The organism is Mucilaginibacter sp. OK283, assembly GCF_900110415.1.
Taxonomy (GTDB): domain Bacteria; phylum Bacteroidota; class Bacteroidia; order Sphingobacteriales; family Sphingobacteriaceae; genus Mucilaginibacter.
The window spans coordinates 344,930-366,197 of the sequence record NZ_FODR01000006.1 but is presented as its reverse complement, the minus strand read 5'-3'; the positions used below and the strand labels follow the sequence as shown (position 1 = coordinate 366,197).

Sequence of the window (21,268 nt, the reverse complement as noted above, 5' to 3'; positions counted from 1 at the left end):
GCGGTATCCAGGGCAACCGCGTCTAAATAATTAACGGCGATAAGCTGTTATTTAATAACTGAAGGAATAAGCCTATGGCGTAAGGAAGATATAAGCATCAAATGACACACTGTTTTTATTGCCTGATCCTGGTTAAATGATCGAGGTACCGAAGGGACTTGTATTGGTCAACAACAGGCACAAATATTTGGATGCGCCCAAAATTGAGCTATCAGTTTGGTGTTAACCATGATAAAACATAAAATATTGATTATAAGATATTTACAAATATTTTATCTGAAATATGTTAAGTTATGTTAACCCTATTAGAAACGCTTGCCCTTGGGCGGAATCTGTAAGGCGTATATATCTCAATTATCGGTTAATTGCAATTTTGAGGCATTTGTTTGTGTTGGCAGCTTTTATGGCTTATTTTTGGTAGACAATCTTTTTAACCGGCCATACCGGCAGGCATCATCTTAAAAACAGCATGGAATCAAGGACAATTACCTCTGAACCAACATATAAAGCAGCCCGAAAAATTGCCCCCGCAATTGAACGGCATTTTAAACATTTTCATTCATTGGCGGCAGATAACCCTGCCGAGCTTGGCCTTACGCCTGATATACAAACTATTGAAACTCTGATAGATTTAGCCTTTTGGGCAAGTTTACGCCGCGAAGAAGGTTATTCGCCCAAGTTTACGCTTGCTTTTTTACCACCCGAAAGTGCCGGGCAGCCTTTATTGTTTGGCCATAAAATTAAGCTGGCGCCTAATATACTTACTAAATTTGCTTCGGCAGTACAACAGCCGGGCATCCACCTTGGTGTTTGTTTAGAGGATGGTGAACTGTATGTTTGGGGAACCACCCTTGCCATACCTGCTTATTGTTTTGTTTTGGAAGTAATTGAGCCAGGGCTATTGGTAATAAAACATCGCCGGGTTGACGGCTTTGGCAAGTTTGTGAATATTGCCATTTTAAAAGGCGACGAAATAAAGGTTGTTGATGAAAATGGATCGACCCTGTCCGACTGCCCCAACATACTTACGTCGATGCTTGATTTTACGCTGCCATCATCATGGAACGATCCGGTGAATGTGCTCGTGCAACTGGCGGCATCTATGCAGGCCCATAAACGGGGCGGTATTTTGCTGGTTGTTCCATCCGGCAGCGACGACTGGCTGGAATCTATCATCCAGCCTATCTCCTACCCGGTTTCCCCGGCATTCTCCGGCCTTACCGATTTGATGATACACGAGGGGATTGAAAAATACCATACGCCATGGCAGGAAAAATTGCGCCGTGCTGTCGACACCATCGGAGGCTTAACATCAATAGATGGTGCTACTGTAATTAACGATAAACATGAATTGCTGGCCTTTGGGGCCAAAATAGGCCGTTCGTCAAAAAGCACCCGTGTAGAAGAAATTGTGGTAACCGAGCCTGTTGTTGGTTGCTCCACCAGGGTGATCCACCCGGCCCAAAACGGCGGCACCAGGCATTTATCGGCAGCCCAGTTTGTGTTCGATCAAAAGGATGCCATAGCGTTGGTGGCTTCGCAGGATGGCAGGTTTACAGTTTTTGCATGGTCGCCGGTGGTAAATATGGTTCATGCCCACCAGATTGATATATTGTTGCTGTAAGGCACGAGCCCCAGCCCCCTCTAAATCTCCCCCGGGAGGGGAGACTTTTGATTTTGCTGGCAGGTTTTGATTTCCAGTTTATCTTTTATAGCCCTCCCTACCAGGGAGGGTTTGGGAGGGGCTTTTCTAAAACCTTAACCCAATAGTAATATAAGGCAACGATCCCTCTTTGGAAAAGCCCATCACGGCCTCAATTAATACCAGCTGGGCAGGGATAATATAAAACCCACCGCCGTAGCCATCATGCCACTGATCTGACTTTTCGCCGGGTACCCAAACGCGGCCTACATCGTTAAAGCCGATAATACCTATGGAACCTGGCAGCAGGTATGATGTAAAATCCAATACTTTGAGGCGTAATTCGAGATTGTTATAGGCGATAGACTTGCCCGTAAACCGGTTTGTGTGGAAACCACGGAAATTTTGCGCACCGCCAAGTTTCATCAACTGAAAATATGTAGCGTCGCCAACCGTAGTACCAAGGCCCGTTCTGTTGGCTATCACCAATACCGAATCCTTATCAGGATTGAGATAAAAGCTAAACTCCGATAGGATTTGCCCATAGGTGCTATGGCTGTTTTTGCTTAAACCGGTGTAGCCGCCAATGGTAGTATTCCATAAAATACCTTTAGTGGGGATGGTTGCCTTATTGCGGGTATCCAGCCGGGCGCTGGCCACAACGCCCGTGTAGAATTTTGTGCCAAAAACATTTTGATCGGTATTAGCCTGATTATAGTCGTTTAAAAAGCGATTGGCATTGTTTGAAGCACTACTGTTATAATATTGACCTGCTATGCCCTCGCTAAACTGCCAGTTATTGCTGGTTTGACTAAGAGATACGTTGGCGGTAACAAAATCGTAACGGTTGCGATAATAGCTGATCTCCTTATCACCCTCGTTTTCAAAAACGGTATTGTTGCCTATGCCAAAAAAATTACTGAGGTTATGTGGCCCTAATGACCTGATGTTAATACCCAGGTCATTATTACCTATGGCCTTTTTCCAATCGGCGTTATACGTCAGCATGAATGATTGTCTGCCCAGGTTATAATTAACAAGGAATTCATCACGGAAGGCATAAGGCTCTTTCCTGAATCCGTGCTTTTCCCAGGATAACCCGGCTATTAATGAGATCCCTAAGTCAGGGCTATAATTGGCCAGTACAATAGGCTCAAACCGGTCGAATTTAAAACTCTTTTTATCATACTGATTTACCGCCGTATCTGTTGACGTACGAATCTTCGCGTCGGCAGACGATGGTAACTTATTCTGCTGATCCGACCTGTCGTACACGTACAGGCTGCTTTTATTGTGCAGGTTTTTATCTACGTAAAAACTATCTACGCCATCACCACCAACCATCCGCACCTTTATAGGCGATGGGTTGCTGCCTGTAACTACAAACTGATCGTCTCCGGCAAAGCCATATAACCTTACCTCTTTGGTTAAATCTGGTTTAAAGGTGCGTTTGTAGGTTATTTTATCAATGCTGCCGTCTTTCTTGATCTTGTTAACGGTAACAGTAAGGTTGCCTCCCGCTTCAGTGTTAATGGCAAACTTATCTGTTTTATCGCTTGCAGGTATCTCTACCTGTTTGGCTATAAAACGGTAATACTCCATTGCCTGCTTATCCAGTATGTTCCTGCGGGCAATCATTTTGCCGATGATTTCGGCACCCGAAAGTTTAAAAATGGTATCGGGCATTCGTTTAACTGCACTTTTTATCAGGTTATCGGTTAGTTTATTTTGCACAAAGGCTATCTGTTCTTTCCAATCCTCTTCGCCTAATTGATTCAGGAAATAGCGATCAAAATAGCGTGCGTTAAAATTCCAGCCGTTGATGTCCCTTATTTCGTCACTATAGCCCTGAAATTTTGATTTGAGCCACTGGTGCGCTACTATCCACGGAAATAGCCCCGAAGTTTTGTAATAAACCTGGTCGCGATCACGTGGCACAGGTTCATAGGTGGCTCCCTTTTCGCCGTCGAGTTTTTCCCAGCGCCATTGGTCTTCGTGCCTATCCCAATCGCCCAGCAGCATATCCAGCAGGCGGGCGCGCAGCACGGTTTTTTCATCAACCTGGTTATCATTGTCGGCCTGTAATTTTCGCTGCACTTTATCGGTGTTGTCGGTTTTTTCGACATCCAGCGGTTCACGCTCTTCGAACAAGAAAATCTGGTTGGCAAAATCCTGGCGATAATCGCCTAATGCAGCATCATCGGGCACGTAAACAATTTCGGGATTGGAGTGAGGTATGCCCAACGCCGCAGCCAATGGCGGCACGGTTAAAGCCGAAAATGGATGTGCGGCAGAAACCTGATCTTGCAGGATATCCTTAGCTACTGTTGGCCGTAAACTTGGCGGTAATCCTTTTTCGGGATATTTTTGGATAGTTCTTAATACCCATTGCTGCCCGGTTGGGTCTTGCAGGCGTAATGATTTGGTTTGCTGACCGCCGCCTTTTTGCAGAATTTTTAAACCGCCTTTTTCTGTTTGGATATGGAAAATGCGCAGTGTCACCGGCGCTGCCCAAAGTTTACGGTAGTTTTCACCAAGAAAAAAACGATGGGTGCCGCTCACATTATTGTATCCGGGCTCAATAGCCAGCTTAATGCTATCGGCAGTAGCTTGCGCATAAGCGCGCATTGTACCTATTGCGGCTAATATCAGCAGCAATAAGCTTTTAACCATCTTTTTTTTTAGGTACGTATTTTTCAAGGTGATAAGCTAATAACGCATAGTACACAATAGTTTAATACACCGTTTTGTTTTATGATTTAAAATCATAATTTACCCCAACCCTCAAGGCTTTTAGCCCGGTAACACCCTGCAATTCCTCCAGGTCAAGGTATTCAAGATCATTATTCAATATATGCGAATCCTGCAGGTATTTAATATATTCCTGGTATTCGGTTGCCTCGTTGGCGTTAAAATATACCATAGCAATTTTGCCCGGCTGGGTAAGGCGCTCAACAGTGCCAGCTATCAATACTTTATCGATACGTTTTTTAACTACTTCGTACCTGATGTTATAGGCGCCTTCCACGTCAAAACGACGTTCGTCATTCCTGAAACTGATTTGTATTGGGTTTGAGTGGATAAAAATCAGCTGTGTTGTTTGCAGCGGATGCGAAATCTGGTCGATTAAAGAGTTGGTGATCCTTGCTATCTCAGCCATCGACCTTAATTGCCACAAACGGATATTTTTTAAATAGAGCAAATCAAAAACCCGGCTGGGGGCTATGGATTGGCCGATGTAAATATCATATTCGACACCATCTGTCCTGAATTTTTCAAAATAACATGGATATGATTCCTGCACTTCGTCCTGTGCTACCTCCAGGTAATGATTGATGCTGTTATTAATAAGCTGCATGGAATTTTCCAGGTTACGCCTATTGGCAAAAGAAAGACCTGTATCTTCAGACAGTGCTGCAAAGTATTTATCAATCACCGGTTTTTCATCGGGATAGTTTTGCCTGAAATGTTCCAGGAATGGGTTTAGTTCGTCCCTAACAAAGCCATCCAGCGTAAGCTCGTCGTTCGTGGTAATAAAACCACTTACCCTTTGCAGCCACTCATCACATTTAAATACCAGGTTATCAATAAGACGCAGGTGAATGTGTTTTTTTAGCGAGGTAAGGGTATCCATAACCAGCGTAAGGAATGCCTTTAAATCATCCTGCAGGGCAGTGTTACGCTCAATGGTGGAATTGCGGATATCTATTGCGCCAAACAGTGGGTACACGTTATCAAATACAACCGTTTCTATTTCCTGATTTTTACGCCTTCTATTACCACTTTTAAGGTACTCCCAAGCCACCTCGTTAAATTTCCATTGAACAGATGGCTGAAGCGAGGTAAATTTGTCTTTAATTACCCGTTCAATGCGGTCGTTAAACTGATCGATGCTGTTTTGGAGTAACTGCGCTATCAGGGGCATAGCGGTTTGCAGCTTTGATAGTAGCTTTTCGTAAAATGCTATTTCCTTGTAAGCATATACCTCAAGGATACCCACATTTTTTTTATTGTAGTAAACAGGAAAAATACCGTATGATTTAACACCCGATTGTTTTAATACCTTTAAAAAGGGATACTTTATGGTCTTTTCGTCGTTAATAACGTTAAAGAATATAGGCTTGGGATTTTTGTTATAATCATTGGCAATCGCCACAAAGGTTTCTTCGGCCATACTATATTTTTTTGCAGATGACATAAGTACACTTTGCGAGCACTCATCAGTATCGAATATCGGCCGGTTATTTACTGTTAAAAAAGGCATAAGGCCAAATTCAATGGCCGGGTCTTCGGATAGGGTTTTTAACGAATTGATGATATGCTCATATTGTTCGGTTTCGTTACTGGAGTGGTTAACCAGTTCGTTCCGGATATTTTCCATCGCATGGGGCAAGGTAACATCAGTTAATGTTATTACCGAGAAACCTTCGAACTTAAAATTTGAGAGTGGTAAAATGCTTTCAAGCACATCTATACCCTCAAAATCATTAAGATAAGGCTCAATGGCCTCAAAGCTTAATACAGGCAATTCTCCTTTTGATATAACATTAACAAACTGCGGGTTGGTAAAAATGTTATAGTAACGTGTAAGTTTGGTATCGGGATCTACATAGCTGTACAACAACTCGTTCCTTAGAATTGTACTGAAGCCATACATGCGCTCCAGGATCAGGTTGTAAATAAAACGTTTTTGGCGCTGTGCAAATAAATCCTGATCGGCCATGTTGACCGCATACAGGCCGGAATGGTGACTGGAATGAAATTCAAAAAAAGCCTCGGTGCTGAAAAATATCTTTTCGGGTACCGGGGTGCTCAGCGCCCAAAAAAACTCTTTTTCATTTAAAATAGGTGGTGTAAGTATACTGTAAATCAACTCCAATGTACCCCTGTACATTTCTGCATAATCGGGGTTCACCTCCAGATCAATACATAAGTCTGTTTCAAACTTATGGAGTACATATTTATAAAACTCAGATTTAAGGGTCTTTTCTGTTTTTACACGCTCCTGTAAATGCGCTACAAAAGGATCAAACGTAAGGCAGGTTTCTACCTGGCAAACATTGCAATCATTTTTACTTATGTTGAGTACTTCGGTGTGCATTTTTTATAAATTACCTTAGTTAAAATCTGAAGGCCGTTGATAAATAAGGATACCAACCTTCTTCGGAATGCCCCGCCACAATTTTTATAACCGCTAATTTGGCAGGAGCAATATATAAGCCGGCGCCGGTACCATTATGCCATTTGTCAGAATGTTCGCCATTTTCCCAAACGCGGCCAATGTCATAAAAACCTACTAAACCAGCCTGCCCGGGTACAATATAACTTGCAAAATCAAACAATTTTAAGCGCAGTTCCAAATTGTTATAAAAACTATATTGCCCTGCAAAGCGATAAAGCCTGTAACCTAACAGGTTATCCTGTCCGCCTAAAAACAACGATTGATAAAAAGCGGTCTTACCAATGGTGATACCGCCGCCTACCCGCTCGGCCAGCACTATGGTGCTGTTGGCGTTTAAGCTTTTATATAAAGCAGCCTGCGGTATCAGTTGTATAAACGAGTTTGAGTTACTATTTAAACCCGTGTACCCCTGCAATTTAACATTTACGTAGCTTCCCCATGCGGGTAGTATCTTGTTGTTACGCAAATCGCTGGTGAAGTTAAAAATTGCACCCGCAAAAAGTTTTCGCTGATCAAAGGTATAACTATCTGTACTATTGGTGAGTAAGGGATTTGTAATTAAACGGCCTGTATTGTCAGCTGCATTTAAATTATAGTACTGTAATGACGGCCCAACGGTTATCGTAGTACCGCCCGCACTATGCAAGGTTAAAGCCGGATCGAACTGAACGGTTGTGAACCGGGTACGATAAAACTTTTTGTAATTACCGGTTTTATCGAATACAGTTTCGTTACCGCGGCCAAAAAAGTTGATATTCTCCGGCGAATTGGCCTGGAATTGTAATAACAGGTTAGCGTTGCCAATGGCTTTAATCCACTCGCCGCTGTAACTGGCCCTGAAAGCTTTTGTTGAAAACGAGTGACTCAAAAATACCTGCTGCACATCGTTATACGGAAATTTACGAAAACTATCCTGGTGCGTATACTTAAACCCAAGCCCCAATAAAAAACCTTCATCGGGGTTTATCTCGATATTGGCCATGGGCATGGTAACGTTTGACAGGTTTACAGCCATATACGAGATATTGGCGCTATCGGCCGATAAATACTTGCGCACCCTGCTACTATCGCCTGTTAATTTCAGTGTACCAGGGTCATAAATCTGCACTTTGTTTTTTGAACGGACAATGTTATAGTCTTTTACATCAACACTATCAACAAACCTGAGTTTTATGGGCGACGTGGCATTATTTAAAACAACTTTATCGGCACCGGCACCCAGGTAAATCCTGATCTCTTTGGTAATATCGGGCATAAAATTGATGTTCATCAAGGTATCCCGCACTTTACCGCCGCTGCTGATTTTGTTGATGATGATATTTAATCCATTACCGGGGATATCTTTAATGTTAAAGAATTCATTTTTCTTTGAAGTGTGGATCTCGACAATTTTATTACTGATCTTATAAAACTCTTCCATGGCGGCCGGTATGTTCGCACGGCGCTCTTTTAGTTGTTTCAATAACACGTCATGCCTTAATTTATAAGCCGATGCGGGCAACCGGCGTAAGCCGGCTTCTAAAACCTCGTCGGTTTCGGCAGCCACAAATTCATTAACAATCCTCGTCCAATCTTCGTGATTATATTTCATCTCCGGAAACAAATCGGCAAACATGCTGCTCCACAATGAGTAATATATATTCTTAATTTTTCCGCCAAAGCCCTGCAGGTCGGGCTCTGCCCATTCCCTTGAGGCGATGTATGGAATGATGCCTTGGTTGGTGTAAAGTGCCTGGTCGCGGTCGCGTGGGACACCGGTATAATAAATACCCTTGTCGGTTTTGGTACCCTGCCAGCGCCACTGATCGCCCCGGCGGTCCCAATCGCCAATCAGCAAATCAAGCAGGCGGCCGCGTAAAAATGTTTCGGCATCTATCCTGTTATCGTTATCCTTTAACATGGTGGCGTTCATTTTTTCCGAATTATCTGATTTGCCGGTAGGCTCCCGCTCTTCAATAAGCACTGCCTTGTTATCAAATACTTTGTTAAACTTTCCCAGCTTTTCATCGGGCGACATTACGCCGATTTGCGGGTTGGTATGCGGCACATGTACCGCGTCGGCCAATGGAGGCACAATCAATGCCGAAAATGGATGCTGGGCGCTCATGGCATCGTTTACCCAATCTCTGGCGAAAGTTTCCTGAAACTCCGGGGGTAACAATTTTTCCGGGCTTTTTTCAACGCTGCGGATAACCCACTCTTTACCGGTTTTGTCAATTAAACGCAGCGAATGTGTTTGAAAACCACCACCCAGTTTCTCGGGTGTCAGCCCTCCCTGAAAGGTAGCTATATTGATAACCGGCAATTTGGTATCGGCAGCCCATTCTTTACGATAGTTTTCGCCAAATAACAAACGGTGAAATTTACTTACACTATCATATGATGGATGTACTTTAATTACCAAACTATCTGCTGTAATTACTTTAAACGGGGTTGCCGGTAATGGTTTAACCGGTATGTAAGGCTGGGTATAAACAAAAGCCTGTTTTACGCCGGATTCTCCGTCAATAAAGTAGGTAAAACGCATGCTGTTATCGGCAAGAATATCGGCTATCACATATCCCTGGGTAGCATCGGCAAACAGGGAGTTTTTGCCTTTTATAGCATAAGTATGCTTGGCGCCCGCGCCACTTACAACCTGCAGCTGATCGTCTTTTATAAACTGCAGGCCATGCTCATGCCCCGCCACGTGGACGACGTTGGGAAAACCTTTAAACACTCCATCTATTCGTTTCACCATGTCCTTGTATAAAGGATGGTTTAAATCCTCGGGGTTTGGGAATGATGATCGCAAAAATGGATACAACGACCCTAACACAGGCAACGGAATAAGCAGGTTACTGTTTACCGCCGTCAGCGGGAAAACGTGATCTTTTAACGAAAAATAGCCGCCATGGGTGCCATAGCTTTGAAACGGATGATGTGATGCCAGCAGGATAACTTTATTGCGGTTCCGGCTCAGGATCTGTTCAAATTTATCTATAATATCTTCTTTGGTTTTACAATCACATTCGGCGGCATCATTTGCTTTGCTGAATTGATACAGCCACCATTCGCTGTCAAAGGCTATAACTGTCAGGTTATCCCCCAGGTTTATTTCCACAGGGTCCGGGCAGCCATTGCGGGGCACCATTTTTAACAGGCTATCCTGCTGCTCTTCTAAAAACGCCCATTCCCTTTTTATTTTGGCCAGGCCCTGCGGCCCCATTTTATCCCAATCGTGGTTGCCGGGTAAAAAGTAAACCGGTGCGCCATTGGCCCGCATAGGCTGGTATTGCGATTGAAGGATCTTCTGGGTTTGCTTCTCTTCGGGGCTGCCGGGCAGGCCCATTCCCCTGGGGTAAATATTATCGCCAAGGTACATCACAATTGTTTTATTTTTGATGATGTTGGCCGCCGCGTGTTTTAAAACCGCCTTTTGCTGCATGTCCATTTCGCCGGCGTCGCCTATAAGTATCACCCGGTATTTTACCGGGTCCTGTGCCAGCAGATTAAGGCCGCCAGTTAAACATATATATAGCAGAAGTAATTTTTTAATCATGGCCCTCATGAATTACAGTATGCTTTTTAAATAGTTTTTGATTAAGCCAGTGCCCCGCGTATGCTGTGCCAATGCCCACGGCCGCGCCGGCAAGTACATCTGATGGATAATGCTTGCCCAGGTACATACGGGAGTATCCAACAGACGAAGCCCATAAATAAGCCGGTACGGTTACATACCACTTATGGTATTGTATGGATATGGTAGCGGCGGTAGCAAAAGCAAGGCTGCTGTGTCCCGACGGAAATGACTGACCGTGTGTTGGCGAATTAACAAATACATCGTTTGGATACCTATCTGCCGGGCGGGTACGGTTTACCGAAGTTTTAATAGCGTAAGTAAAAAGCTCGGTTGCACCTAAATTAATAACGGCTTCTAATCCATTTTGTTTAGCTGCTTTATCGCCGCTTGCCAATCCGTATATTAAAGTACCGAACGAAGCGGCCCCTGCTACGTAATAAGCTGATGTACTTGTATTATGCCAGTAAGAAGACGTTGGACTTTGCGGGTTGATGCTTTTTAAGATATCAACATCAAGGTTTTGAGCAAAACAGGTTTGATAACAGGTAATGCTAAAAATGGTTAATAGTATAGCTACCAGCTTGATCTTTTTTGGCATGTGTTTATTTACTATAATTAAATTTTAAGATATTACCCGCAGCCGTTTTGCTGCCCTCGTTTGAGATATAAAGGTTGTATTTATTATCAAATGTAATTCCTTCAGGCTGGTTGAAAATAACAGGATCTAAACTGTAAACTGCTTTTACATTCCAGTTGTTATCGGCAACCACCAATAATTTATTAAACGATGATAAAATATACCATTCGTTGGTTTTGCTGTTTTTAGTTAAGGCTGACGGATGGAAACTAATCTTCTTTTTCCCGGTTAGCTTTTCTATTGTTTTTACATCTACGTTGAAACTTCCGCTCTGTTTAAGTGCGCCATCTGCCTGTAAAGCCAAAATATAGCCGCTGCTGCTTTTGGTAGTTTTGTCGTCGGTGCAATGTTTACATAACAGGTATACCAGGCCATTTTTTTCATCAGCATACATACCTTCATATTCACCTTCGGGCAATAGCCCCTCTAATTTTTGAACGCCAGGAATTTCTTTATTCCGTACCTGGCCAAAAGGAAATGTGAACAGCACCCCATCGCTACGCAGCATAATTACCTGGTTATGGCAAATAGCTATATCTTCATAATCGCCTTTTTTACCAAATTTGCTGTAGTTAACCTGCTTATCGCCCAGTTTCAGGTAATAAATGTTCCCATCTTCGTCCTGTTCGGCATAAACCGAGTCACTTTTGCCATTGTTAAAGGCTATGCCCGAAATTTCGAGCAAGCCATCGGGCATGTAATATTTTACAGGTTTATTGAGGTTGTATCCGGTGGGGCTATCGTAGCCTTGTGTACCTGTTTTGCTGGCACAAGAGATACTTAACAATATACCCGCTACAATAACCGCCATCAATGTGTTGCGCATATCCTTAATCATTGAGCTTCGATTTTAAAAATTCATAAATCGCCTTTTGCGATTGCACCATAGGCGGCACCGGCTTTATTTTTATATTCCGTAGCTCATCATCGAGTGCAACAGCCTGTGTATTATCCTTAAGCTGAAAATCAATCAACTGCAAAACCTCGGCCTTTATGTTATCATTATAAACCGGAAAACAAACTTCTATCCGCCGGTAAATATTACGGTTCATCCAATCGGCCGAACCAAGAAAAACTTTTTTATCGCCGTTGTTGTGAAAAATAAAAATGCGGCCATGCTCCAGGTAACGATCTACAATGCGTCTTATGGTGATATTTTCACTCATTCCTTTTACCCCAGGGATAAGGCAGCAAATACTGCGTACTATCAGCGAAATTTTAACGCCCGCCTGCGAAGCTTCATACAGTTTGGATATCAGCGTACGCTCCTCCAGGTTGTTTAACTTTATAGTGATAAATGCCGGCAGGCCTTGTTTTGCGTTGGCAATTTCCTGCTCAATCAACTCTAAAAAACGGCCCTGCAAATTAAACTGGGCTACCAGCAGGTGCTTAAAATCAATTGGATAGCCATCTGCCGATTTTTTACCCTTTGCTAAAAACATGAACAGCAACTCCATTTCGCGCAGTAATGATGAATTTGCCGTCATCATGATATGATCGGTATAAAAGGCCGCGGTGCTTTCGTTAAAATTCCCCGTTGCCAATAATCCGGAGTATTTATCGCGGCCATCGACATGTCTTTTTACCAAGGCAATTTTAGCATGAACCTTTAAGGCAGTATTGCTGTAAATAATATCTACACCGGCGGCTTTCATTTTTTTTGCCCATTTAATGTTGTTGGCTTCATCAAACCTGGCTTTCAGTTCGACCATAACCCGCACCTTTTTCCCATTTTTAGCGGCACTTATAAGGGCATTTACAATGCGCGACTCGCTGGCCACCCGGTACAGGGTAACAGACACTTCTTTAACCGAACCATCGGTAGCGGCTTCGTTAAAAAAACGAAGGATGGTATCGTAAGATTGGTATGGGGCATGAAAAATGTAATCCTGTTTTTCGATATGATCAAACAACGATCCCATATCATTTACATGATAGCCTGTTATTGGAGTCCATCGCGTGTTACGCAACGAAGAATTATTCACAGGTAAACCCGACAAATCTTTTAGGTTGTGGTACATTCCTCCTTCCACTACACTCGAGCTTTGCAGATTAAATTTATCTGTCATAAAATGCAGGGTGCGTAAAGGCATCCCCGGTTGGTGCAAAAAGCGGGTGGCAATACCCAGATCGCGTTTTAGTAATTGTTTTTCAACCTGTTCAGATAGGTCGCCCTGGTACTCGTCGTCCAGGTCAAGTTCGGCGTCACGGGTTATTTTTATGCTGTAGCAGCCCGTAAGCACCTCGTTTTTAAATAACTTATCCAGGTTGTGCCTGATGATATCATCCAAAAAAACAATGTATTGACCATCATCTGTATTCACGCTATAAAACCGGGGCAGCTGGTTTGACGGAATATTAAGGATTACGTTGCGTTCGGTTTTGTGCTCAGCTTGCAGGGTCACTAAAAAGTACAATCGGTTATTTTCCGGGAAGAAATTCTTTTTGGTATCAGCCAGGTCTATAGGTTGCAAAAACGCCATAACCTGGCTATAAAAGTAGTCGCTTACCTTGTCTGCAATTGCATTGGGTATAGGTTCGTTAAAAAGCAGGGTGATTTTTTTGGCTTTTAATAAAGGTATAATCTCACCGGTAAAAACATGTCCGAATTTCTGTTGTTGATGGCCTATCAATTCCTGGGCTTCCAGCAATACATCCTCTTTTTCGCTGTTGCCGTGTTTGGCCAGGTTATGTAAGGCCAATAATACAGGCATCCGTACCCGGTAAAACTCGTCTAAATTGGACGAAAATATGGAGAGAAAATTTACCCTTTCCATCAATGGCAAAGTATCTTTTCCGGCCTCTATCAAAATCCGTTCATTGAAAAGCAGCCAGCTTAAATCCCTGTCAAAAAATGAGTAATGATCCATAAGTAGATATATTTGTAACGGTATAGTACTTACCGTTTTAGATCAGTGTCGAAATAATGAACGCAACTACCGAAATAATAAGGCCAAACATGAATACATTGTACGAGGCACGCAACAAGCGGTATTTTTTTCCCAATACCACGCCTTGCGAATAATTATCGCGGATAAGGCTTCCGTATAAGAAATCGCTGTCGTCCATCATTTTAACCATGCCCTCGCTGTATTTTTCGAGCGACATACGGTAAAAATTACCAAAAAACAAAAGGTTAACGGTTTTATTCTCGATATCCTCATGAGTAAATACCCCATTAGGTATCGATGGCCGGGTTGCCAGTATAGAAAAGGTGATGGTGAGCAAACTTACCCCAAGCAGCATAAAGGTTGGCACCAGCAGGTTGGAGTGTTCATCAATTTTCCGCAGTACCAAACTAATAATGGCCGATAAAATGATAGAGTTCACGGTGATCATGATATGTGCCTTATTGTCGGCCATATCGCTCAACCGCTGGTGATTGCTTGAGCTAATGCGAAACATCGTCTCGATACCGCGTTCAGGCTTATCCGTTTTATGTTTTTTACCATGCTTTTCGGTATCAGCCTTATCATCGTCTGTGTCAGTCACAACGCTTTCTTCGGCCAAAGCAATTGCAGGCGCTTTGTCTTTTACCAGCGCCTGTTTGCCTATCAGTTTATCCAGATTTTTTTGCTGCTGATCGCCAAGCAGCAGACGGCAATAATCGGTAAAATACCGGTGCGATTGCAGTAGTTCGATACTCTTTTGACGCCACACGTTTTTATCAAGTACAATGTTTTTTACCTTTTCTATTTCTTTACGCACCAGTTTGCTGCGTTCGTTAAAATCATCGGTTCCTAAATGAAAAAGATCGGCATCACATATAATTTCCTGTAACAAGCCAACGGGCTTCTGTGGCATTTCGGTAGCCATAATACAGCCTTTTACTTTTTCAATTACCGCATCGGTAACTTTTAGCTGCTTAAGCTCATGCTCGGCTATGCTGATACTCTTTGCCTCGTGTTCGGCTTTATCAGTAAAATATCCGGTATCGTGAAACCATGAGGCAGCTACAACAACAAAAAAGTCCTCATCGCTAAGCTGGTAGTGGTTGGCAATTTTTGTAGCGGCAGCTACAACATCTTTGGTATGCTGAAGATCGTGATAAATTAAGTTGGGGTCCTGGTAGGCATCAAAATAAGATATCACGTATTTTTTGACGTCTTCTAATAACTGTTGAAATTTCATTGGCCTGAATGTAATTATTAATCAAATTTATTCTAAAAATCCCTATTTGCTGTCGATTTAATGTTATAAGCTAATTTATTGCTGATAATTAATTGATGACGACTAAATTGATTTACAACCTAAATTACTTTGCTAAACCTATACCATTGATTAAATATCTAATTTTCAAATACTTAATTAAAGTTTTCTTTCCTGAAGTCTTGATATATCGCTAAATCACGAAATTACGTTACTAAGTTGTAATATAATTTAGTCTTTAGTTGCTGGATATTTTGAATCGGGACCTTCGTAGCTGTAATTGTAAGGCGGATAAGGCACAATAAAAGTATCCTCTACCCGGGTAGACCTTTTGAAATATGGGATCCAGATAGCAGAAACAAGGCATGCCCTTATTAAAAAGTACAAAGACTGCGAAACAACTTTTTCATCATGCACGGTTAATGATATGATGTAAAAAACAGCGCCAAACCCCAAGACATATAAAAAATAACCGGTAATAACTTTAGGGAATATATCGCGTTTATTTAATAAAAGGATAAGGCAAAAAACAGCCAGCATCATGAGTATAATATTGCCACCGGCCCCAACAACCAACAAAAGTTTGTGGTTAAAGCCATATTTACTGGTAGCAAAGGAATTCCAGGTAGCCATATCAAAAAAATTGCCGGTGTAAAGATTCCGGGCAACGCTAAGGACTGTTGCCCCGAGGCCAATGGCTATCAATATGAGCCAGCCACCAATAGGCATAAACGTTGATCCATAGCTAACAACAATAGCCGGTGTTTCGCGCTGGTAAAACCATACGCCTAAAAAAATCAGGCCAACCACCAAAAAGCCTGCAAAAATAACCATCGGGTTGTTAATGTTCGATCCGGGTTCGCTGATGGCTCCGTAACTAAAACTATAGCTAAGTCCGTCGCTGTTAAGCTTTTTAATATCTTCTTTAAATTCGTCCAGTTTATCTACAGGAACATTGTCCTTTAAGTAAGCAAGCTTGTAATTAAGCTGTAGCGTATCGCCCGAAGATGTGTAATCAGACGAAAATTTATAATAGTCCCTTGTAATTGCATTGGTTTTGTCAGTTATGTCCCAGCCTCCTTTTAATATAACGCTTATGGTATAATCATAATCAAGTGGGTAACTCAATGACACAGGCGTTTTTATTCTTCCGTTTAACGATGGCAGTTGCTGCGAAATGTAGTTGGCATATAAGTCAGCCGATTTTTTATTGGTCTCGGTATCTACCCGGAAAAAGTCTTTTATAGTATAGGTTTCGGTAGTTGTAAGTACATTTTTATCCAGATCGTCATCCACTGTAATCGAGTCTTTTTGTTCGATTTTTGTATATGTTTTTGCATAATAATCCAGGTAATTTTTCTCCGTTTCGGCCATGCCTGTCGAGGCAAGCCTGCTGCGGATATCATCAGCCTCGTTTAAAGTGTAAGTGGTTTTTACAGTGAACATCACCGGCGCGTGGTCGTTTTTCACTTTATAGATATCATTAAAAATCACTTTACCTGTTTTGGATTGTGGTATGGTAGTAAGCGAAGTATCACCCGCTCTTAATACCAAACCTTTACCATAATTAGGGAAATAAATATCGGTACCCGAGCCGCCCTGGTAGTCAATAGTGGCATCAACCCAAACCTGTTTGCCCTTTACGTTGGCAGTAACCACAGCATGGTCAAATGCATAGTAAGTTGGCAGGTAATCTTCAATATGCGCCCTAACGCTCGAATTTACCAGCACCATCGCTGCATCTATACCATCGGCTTTCAGCATTGATACCAGTAATAACGATTTATCTTTACAATCACCGTAGCGTTGTTTAAATACCTTTTCGGGATTATTTGCCTTATGCGAGTATTGGCCCATTTCGATGCCCATATACCGCACCTCATTTTGCACGGTTTTAACCGCCTCGCGAAAATATTTTACCTGGTCGTTACCTGTTTTTGCCTTAATCTCGGCAATGCGCTGTGCCAATTCGCCTTTAATATTGATTGCCGCCGGGTTAATACTTAATGCCCAATTTACTACGCCAGCCCAGCCATTAAATTCACTGATCTGTACGCGGGGCCTGCTTTCGTACCAGGCAGGCTGGTTTTCGTCGTCACGCGCGGGTGGTACCTGGAAACCCTCATATTCGTACCGCTTTAAGCCAGCAGTTTGGCTGATAGCCACTTTAGGTATGGCATTAATCGCCTTAAAATTCAATTTTCTTTGTGCCGACGCTATGAGCACCGTATACTGATGTGCTATAGGCTGGTACCACTGAAAAGCGATATCATCGCAAAACCTGCCATTAAAAATAGAGTTGCGGCCGGTTAGTGTATATGAATATTCAATCCTGTCGCCTTTACGAATGTCGTCAAGGATCAGCAAAGCCGAGTAACTACCCTGGTAAATAAAGTTGGATAAATCCTGTTCGTCGGCAATTACTTTAAAGGCAGATACATTTAAGCGATTAATAGGCTTGTTGTTGCGCCAAACAATGATGTTATGAAAATCAAGACGCTGGAAACTGGGATCGAAACTCACATTAACCTGTGATGCATTTTGAATGCCTGTTTCAGATACTATCTCTTTAATTACATGGTGGTAATTGGCCTGCAACTCAACATGCACCTGCTGTTCAAAAAGAGCAAAAAAATAACCTTTTTCTATGGTACGTGCCGACGGTCTTTGGTTATAAGGCTTACAGACACTTAACCAGCCGGGTTTGGGTGTTACGTGCACTACGGGTGTACCCGCCGCCATAACACACTGTTTATTAATTAACAACAGCAAAGCACCAGTAATAAGGTTTAAGTATAGTTTAAAACAATTTTGCATACCGGCTATTAAAATAAAAAAAAGAACCGGATTTATAATTATTTATTTAATTATTGGCCCCGCCCCAATCCTTTAATATCTGCCAGTGGAGAGCCTTGAGTTTAGATCACGGATAGGTAGTTAAGAAAACAGTTCTATAAAACCATAAAAGGAAGTTTTTTTTGAAAAACTTCCTTTTATCAGGCAAATCAAAAGCCCCCCTTTAGAGAGGATTGGGCGAACCTATTGTTGTTGATTGCCCAACAATGGGGCAAACTTTTTAACGTAATCCTTTAATTGGCCATCGAATTTCTTAAATAATGCAGGCTGATTATTTTCTTTAACAAAATCTGTCATGCCATTTAATATTTGTAACCCTATTTGAACATCGCGGGTGCTCAAAGTATTATCGTTTGATGTTAGCAAATGGTAATTATAATCAAGCTGATCGGTTACGTACTCATCAAGATGGTTTGCCATTTTGGTACCTAAAACTACATCATTTAATTGAAATGCCATTTGTATCAAAAATATTTTACGGCCGGCAATGTCAATGTAAGGGTTAATGTCGGGCATTTCCTGATCATATTTATGCAGTACTTTTAAAGCAAGGTCGTTATGCCCCTCCTTCATCAGATTCTGGATCAAATCGGTAAAAGTGGTAGTCATTACCGGGTAAAACATCGACGTTGACTCGTGATCAAGATATTTAGCGGTTTTAAAGTTCCCGAATTTAAACTTGTTCATCACATTATTGTACATCACGATTGTGTTTGTTTTACTTAACTGGTCATGCACGGTGGTGTCTTTCTGGAAAGGTATTAAATGGTAAGTAAAACCTTCTTTATACAGGTATGGCTGTAAACCAATCAGGTTTTCGTTGCCAATGGTTGTAGTAAAACAAATAGGCCTTTTCCAGTTATTATGCGCAAGTATATCCAATATCGCCAGGTTCTCTTTGGTTACATAATTTGGCGGAAATTTCCAATCCATTACGCTTGCAAGCCTGCTTTTTTGATCGGGCGTTACTACTCCCATTTTTACTACCTGGTCCGGGTTTATGGTTAGTTTTAAATTTTTGGTAGGCAGGTAATTTCCAAAATCGCCGCTTTGGTATTCAACCTGGGCGGCTTTATCATCAGATGTTATAAAGTCAAAAACCTCTTTTACTTCCTGCGGACCGTCTAATTTTTTGTCGTTAAAATAAATGGCATCGCGCACACCCTCTTTATATTTATCATAAGGCATGGTAATAGGCAAAGGATCCGATTCATTCATCTTTTTCTGCATCTGGCGTATGTACCAATCGCCGGTAAATAAACTCAGATTCACGATGCGTACGTCGGGCCTGATGCCTTCAACTTCCTGATCGTACCATAACGAGTAGGTATCATTATCGCCATAGGTAAATAATATGGCATCTTTAGGGCACGATATCAGGTAGTTATAAGCCATATCATGCGGTGTCATTTTTGTAGAGCGGTCGTGATCACCCCACTCCTTACTTGCCAGCAACACGGGTGCAGCCAATAAACACACGGCAGTTGAAGCTAAAGCAGCAGTTTTGCCATCAATAAATTTACGGGCGCTTTCGGCAATGGCTATAACGCCTAAACCTATCCAAATAGCAAAGGCATAAAAGGAGCCAACATAGGAGTAATCACGCTCGCGCGGCTGCACATTGGCTTGATTAACATATAATACAATAGCAAGGCCGGTAAAGAAGAAAAGTAACAATACCACCAGCGCATCTTTCTTTTTACGGTTAAAATGGTAAGCAGCACCTATTAAACCGATAATGAGCGGTAATGCATATAATGGCGTATAGGTTACTGCTCCTGTAACTGATTTTGGCAAATGCCTGCCGCCATCAAATATTCCGGTTGTCCAATTACCATCAATGGCTACCATGCTTTGCTGGCCATCGGCGTCATTGTATCGGCCCACAAAGTTCCATAAAAAATAACGCCAGTACATCTGGTACATTTGCCAGGTAAACATCCAGCTTAAGTTGTTGGCAAAATTTGGCGCCTGCCCCTCAGGAATGCGCAACCACTCTTTGTAAAATTGAACATCCTGCGGATCGGTACTGTACATACGCGGCAAAATTGTGGTATGATCATATACCGTTTCAATTTTTTTGCCAGCATTTTCATATTTGGTATTTCCTTTACGATAAATGATGCTTCCCTCCTTTTGTTCGGTAACCTGCGCATCATAATACTGCCCAAAAAGTAAAGGGTTTTCGCCGTACTGGATACGGTTTAAGTAACCATAAAGGGTAAATGCATTATCGGGGTGCGAGTTATTTAAATCGGGATTTGCCGTAGCTCTGATGGGGATGTAAGCAAACGAGCCATATCCAAAATAAATGAAAGCGAGGCACAACAAAGCAAGGTTAAGCGTTGGTTTTTTTGCACGGATACTATATATAATACCCGACACAAGGGCAGCCACGATGATTAGCATAAAAAAGAATGCACCGCTGCCAAAGCCCAGCCCCAAGGTATTTACAAAGAAAAGGTCAAAGTAGGCGGCAAATTTAATGGTGTATCCCCTAACACCGTACTGTACCAGGCCAAGGATAACTATACCGGCCAAAAACGCCAATATTCCGTTACCTACATTTACATTTTTACTCCTGCGGAAGAAATAAACAATGGCCAAAGCCGGTATGGTTAATAAATTAAGCAGGTGAATACCTATTGATAAACCAATTACATAGGCTATAAAAACCAGCCATTTATCGGCGCCTTTTTCATCGGCGTGTGCATCCCATTTTAAAATGGCCCAAAATACAATAGCGGTACATAATGATGATAAAGCAAATACAATGGTTTCAACGGCCGAAAACCAGAAAGTATCCGTATAAGTAAATGCTAACGCGCCAACAAGGCCTGCACCCATAATCATGATCAGGTTTGTTTGGCTAACTTCTTCATCACGTTTATTGAGTAATAATTTTTTGGCTAATGCAGTAATTGTCCAAAATAAAAACATAATGGTAGCCCCGCTGGCGATAGCCGACCCCATATTGGTATAATAAGGCACCTTAGCATTATTGCCGAATGAAAGTAATGAAAACAACTTGCCCAACATGGCAAAAACAGGGTACCCCGGTTGGTGAGCAACCTGTAGCCTATAGGCGCATGAAATAAATTCACCGCAGTCCCAAAAACTAACTGACGGTTCTAATGTTAAGATGTAGGTAATTGAAGCTATAACAAAGCAAAGCCAGCCTAAAAGATTATTGATTTTTTTGTACTGCATTTATATTAAATAGTAAGGGTTTTATCGCGC

General features: G+C 42.1%; 10 protein-coding genes. 1 reads left to right on the top strand and 9 read right to left on the bottom strand.

Features of this window, described 5'->3' with window-relative positions; translation table 11 throughout:
- Positions 1 to 469: 469 nt before the first annotated feature.
- Positions 470 to 1,624 (top strand): putative sensor domain DACNV-containing protein, encoded by a 1,155-nt coding sequence (locus BMX56_RS16630; RefSeq protein ID WP_090650339.1) that lies wholly within the window; start codon positions 470 to 472, stop codon positions 1,622 to 1,624.
- 126 nt (positions 1,625 to 1,750) lie between these two features.
- On the opposite strand, the gene BMX56_RS16625 is transcribed toward BMX56_RS16630, so the two are convergent.
- From BMX56_RS16625 to BMX56_RS16585, 9 genes are all read right to left on the bottom strand, one after another.
- On the bottom strand, positions 1,751 to 4,315 hold the full coding sequence (locus BMX56_RS16625; protein WP_090650481.1) for a BamA/TamA family outer membrane protein: 2,565 nt from the start codon (positions 4,313 to 4,315) through the stop codon (positions 1,751 to 1,753).
- Between the two features lie 79 nt (positions 4,316 to 4,394).
- Entirely contained in the window at positions 4,395 to 6,743 is a 2,349-nt protein-coding gene (locus tag BMX56_RS16620; protein WP_090650336.1) for a GAF domain-containing protein, read from the bottom strand.
- A gap of 19 nt (positions 6,744 to 6,762) precedes the next feature.
- Complete coding sequence (locus BMX56_RS16615) at positions 6,763 to 10,365, bottom strand: BamA/TamA family outer membrane protein (protein WP_090650333.1); 3,603 nt, start codon at positions 10,363 to 10,365, stop codon at positions 6,763 to 6,765.
- Positions 10,358 to 10,984, bottom strand: a complete 627-nt coding sequence (locus BMX56_RS16610) for a phosphatase PAP2 family protein (RefSeq protein ID WP_090650330.1) — start codon at positions 10,982 to 10,984, stop codon at positions 10,358 to 10,360. The genes BMX56_RS16615 and BMX56_RS16610 overlap by 8 nt, the downstream gene beginning before the upstream one ends.
- 4 nt (positions 10,985 to 10,988) lie before the next feature.
- Entirely contained in the window at positions 10,989 to 11,861 is an 873-nt protein-coding gene (locus BMX56_RS16605) for an SdiA-regulated domain-containing protein (RefSeq protein WP_090650328.1), read from the bottom strand.
- On the bottom strand, positions 11,854 to 13,893 hold the full coding sequence (gene ppk1 / locus BMX56_RS16600; protein WP_090650325.1) for a polyphosphate kinase 1: 2,040 nt from the start codon (positions 13,891 to 13,893) through the stop codon (positions 11,854 to 11,856). Before ppk1 ends, BMX56_RS16605 begins: the two co-directional genes overlap by 8 nt.
- 37 nt (positions 13,894 to 13,930) lie before the next feature.
- On the bottom strand, positions 13,931 to 15,154 hold the full coding sequence (locus tag BMX56_RS16595) for a Pycsar system effector family protein (RefSeq protein WP_090650322.1): 1,224 nt from the start codon (positions 15,152 to 15,154) through the stop codon (positions 13,931 to 13,933).
- Positions 15,155 to 15,403: 249 nt separating this feature from the next.
- Complete coding sequence (locus tag BMX56_RS16590) at positions 15,404 to 17,914, bottom strand: DUF3857 domain-containing protein (protein WP_177183838.1); 2,511 nt, start codon at positions 17,912 to 17,914, stop codon at positions 15,404 to 15,406.
- Positions 17,915 to 18,211: 297 nt separating this feature from the next.
- A complete protein-coding gene (locus BMX56_RS16585; protein WP_090650315.1) occupies positions 18,212 to 21,238 on the bottom strand; it encodes a glycosyltransferase family 117 protein in 3,027 nt (1,008 codons plus the stop codon).
- Positions 21,239 to 21,268: the final 30 nt, after the last annotated feature.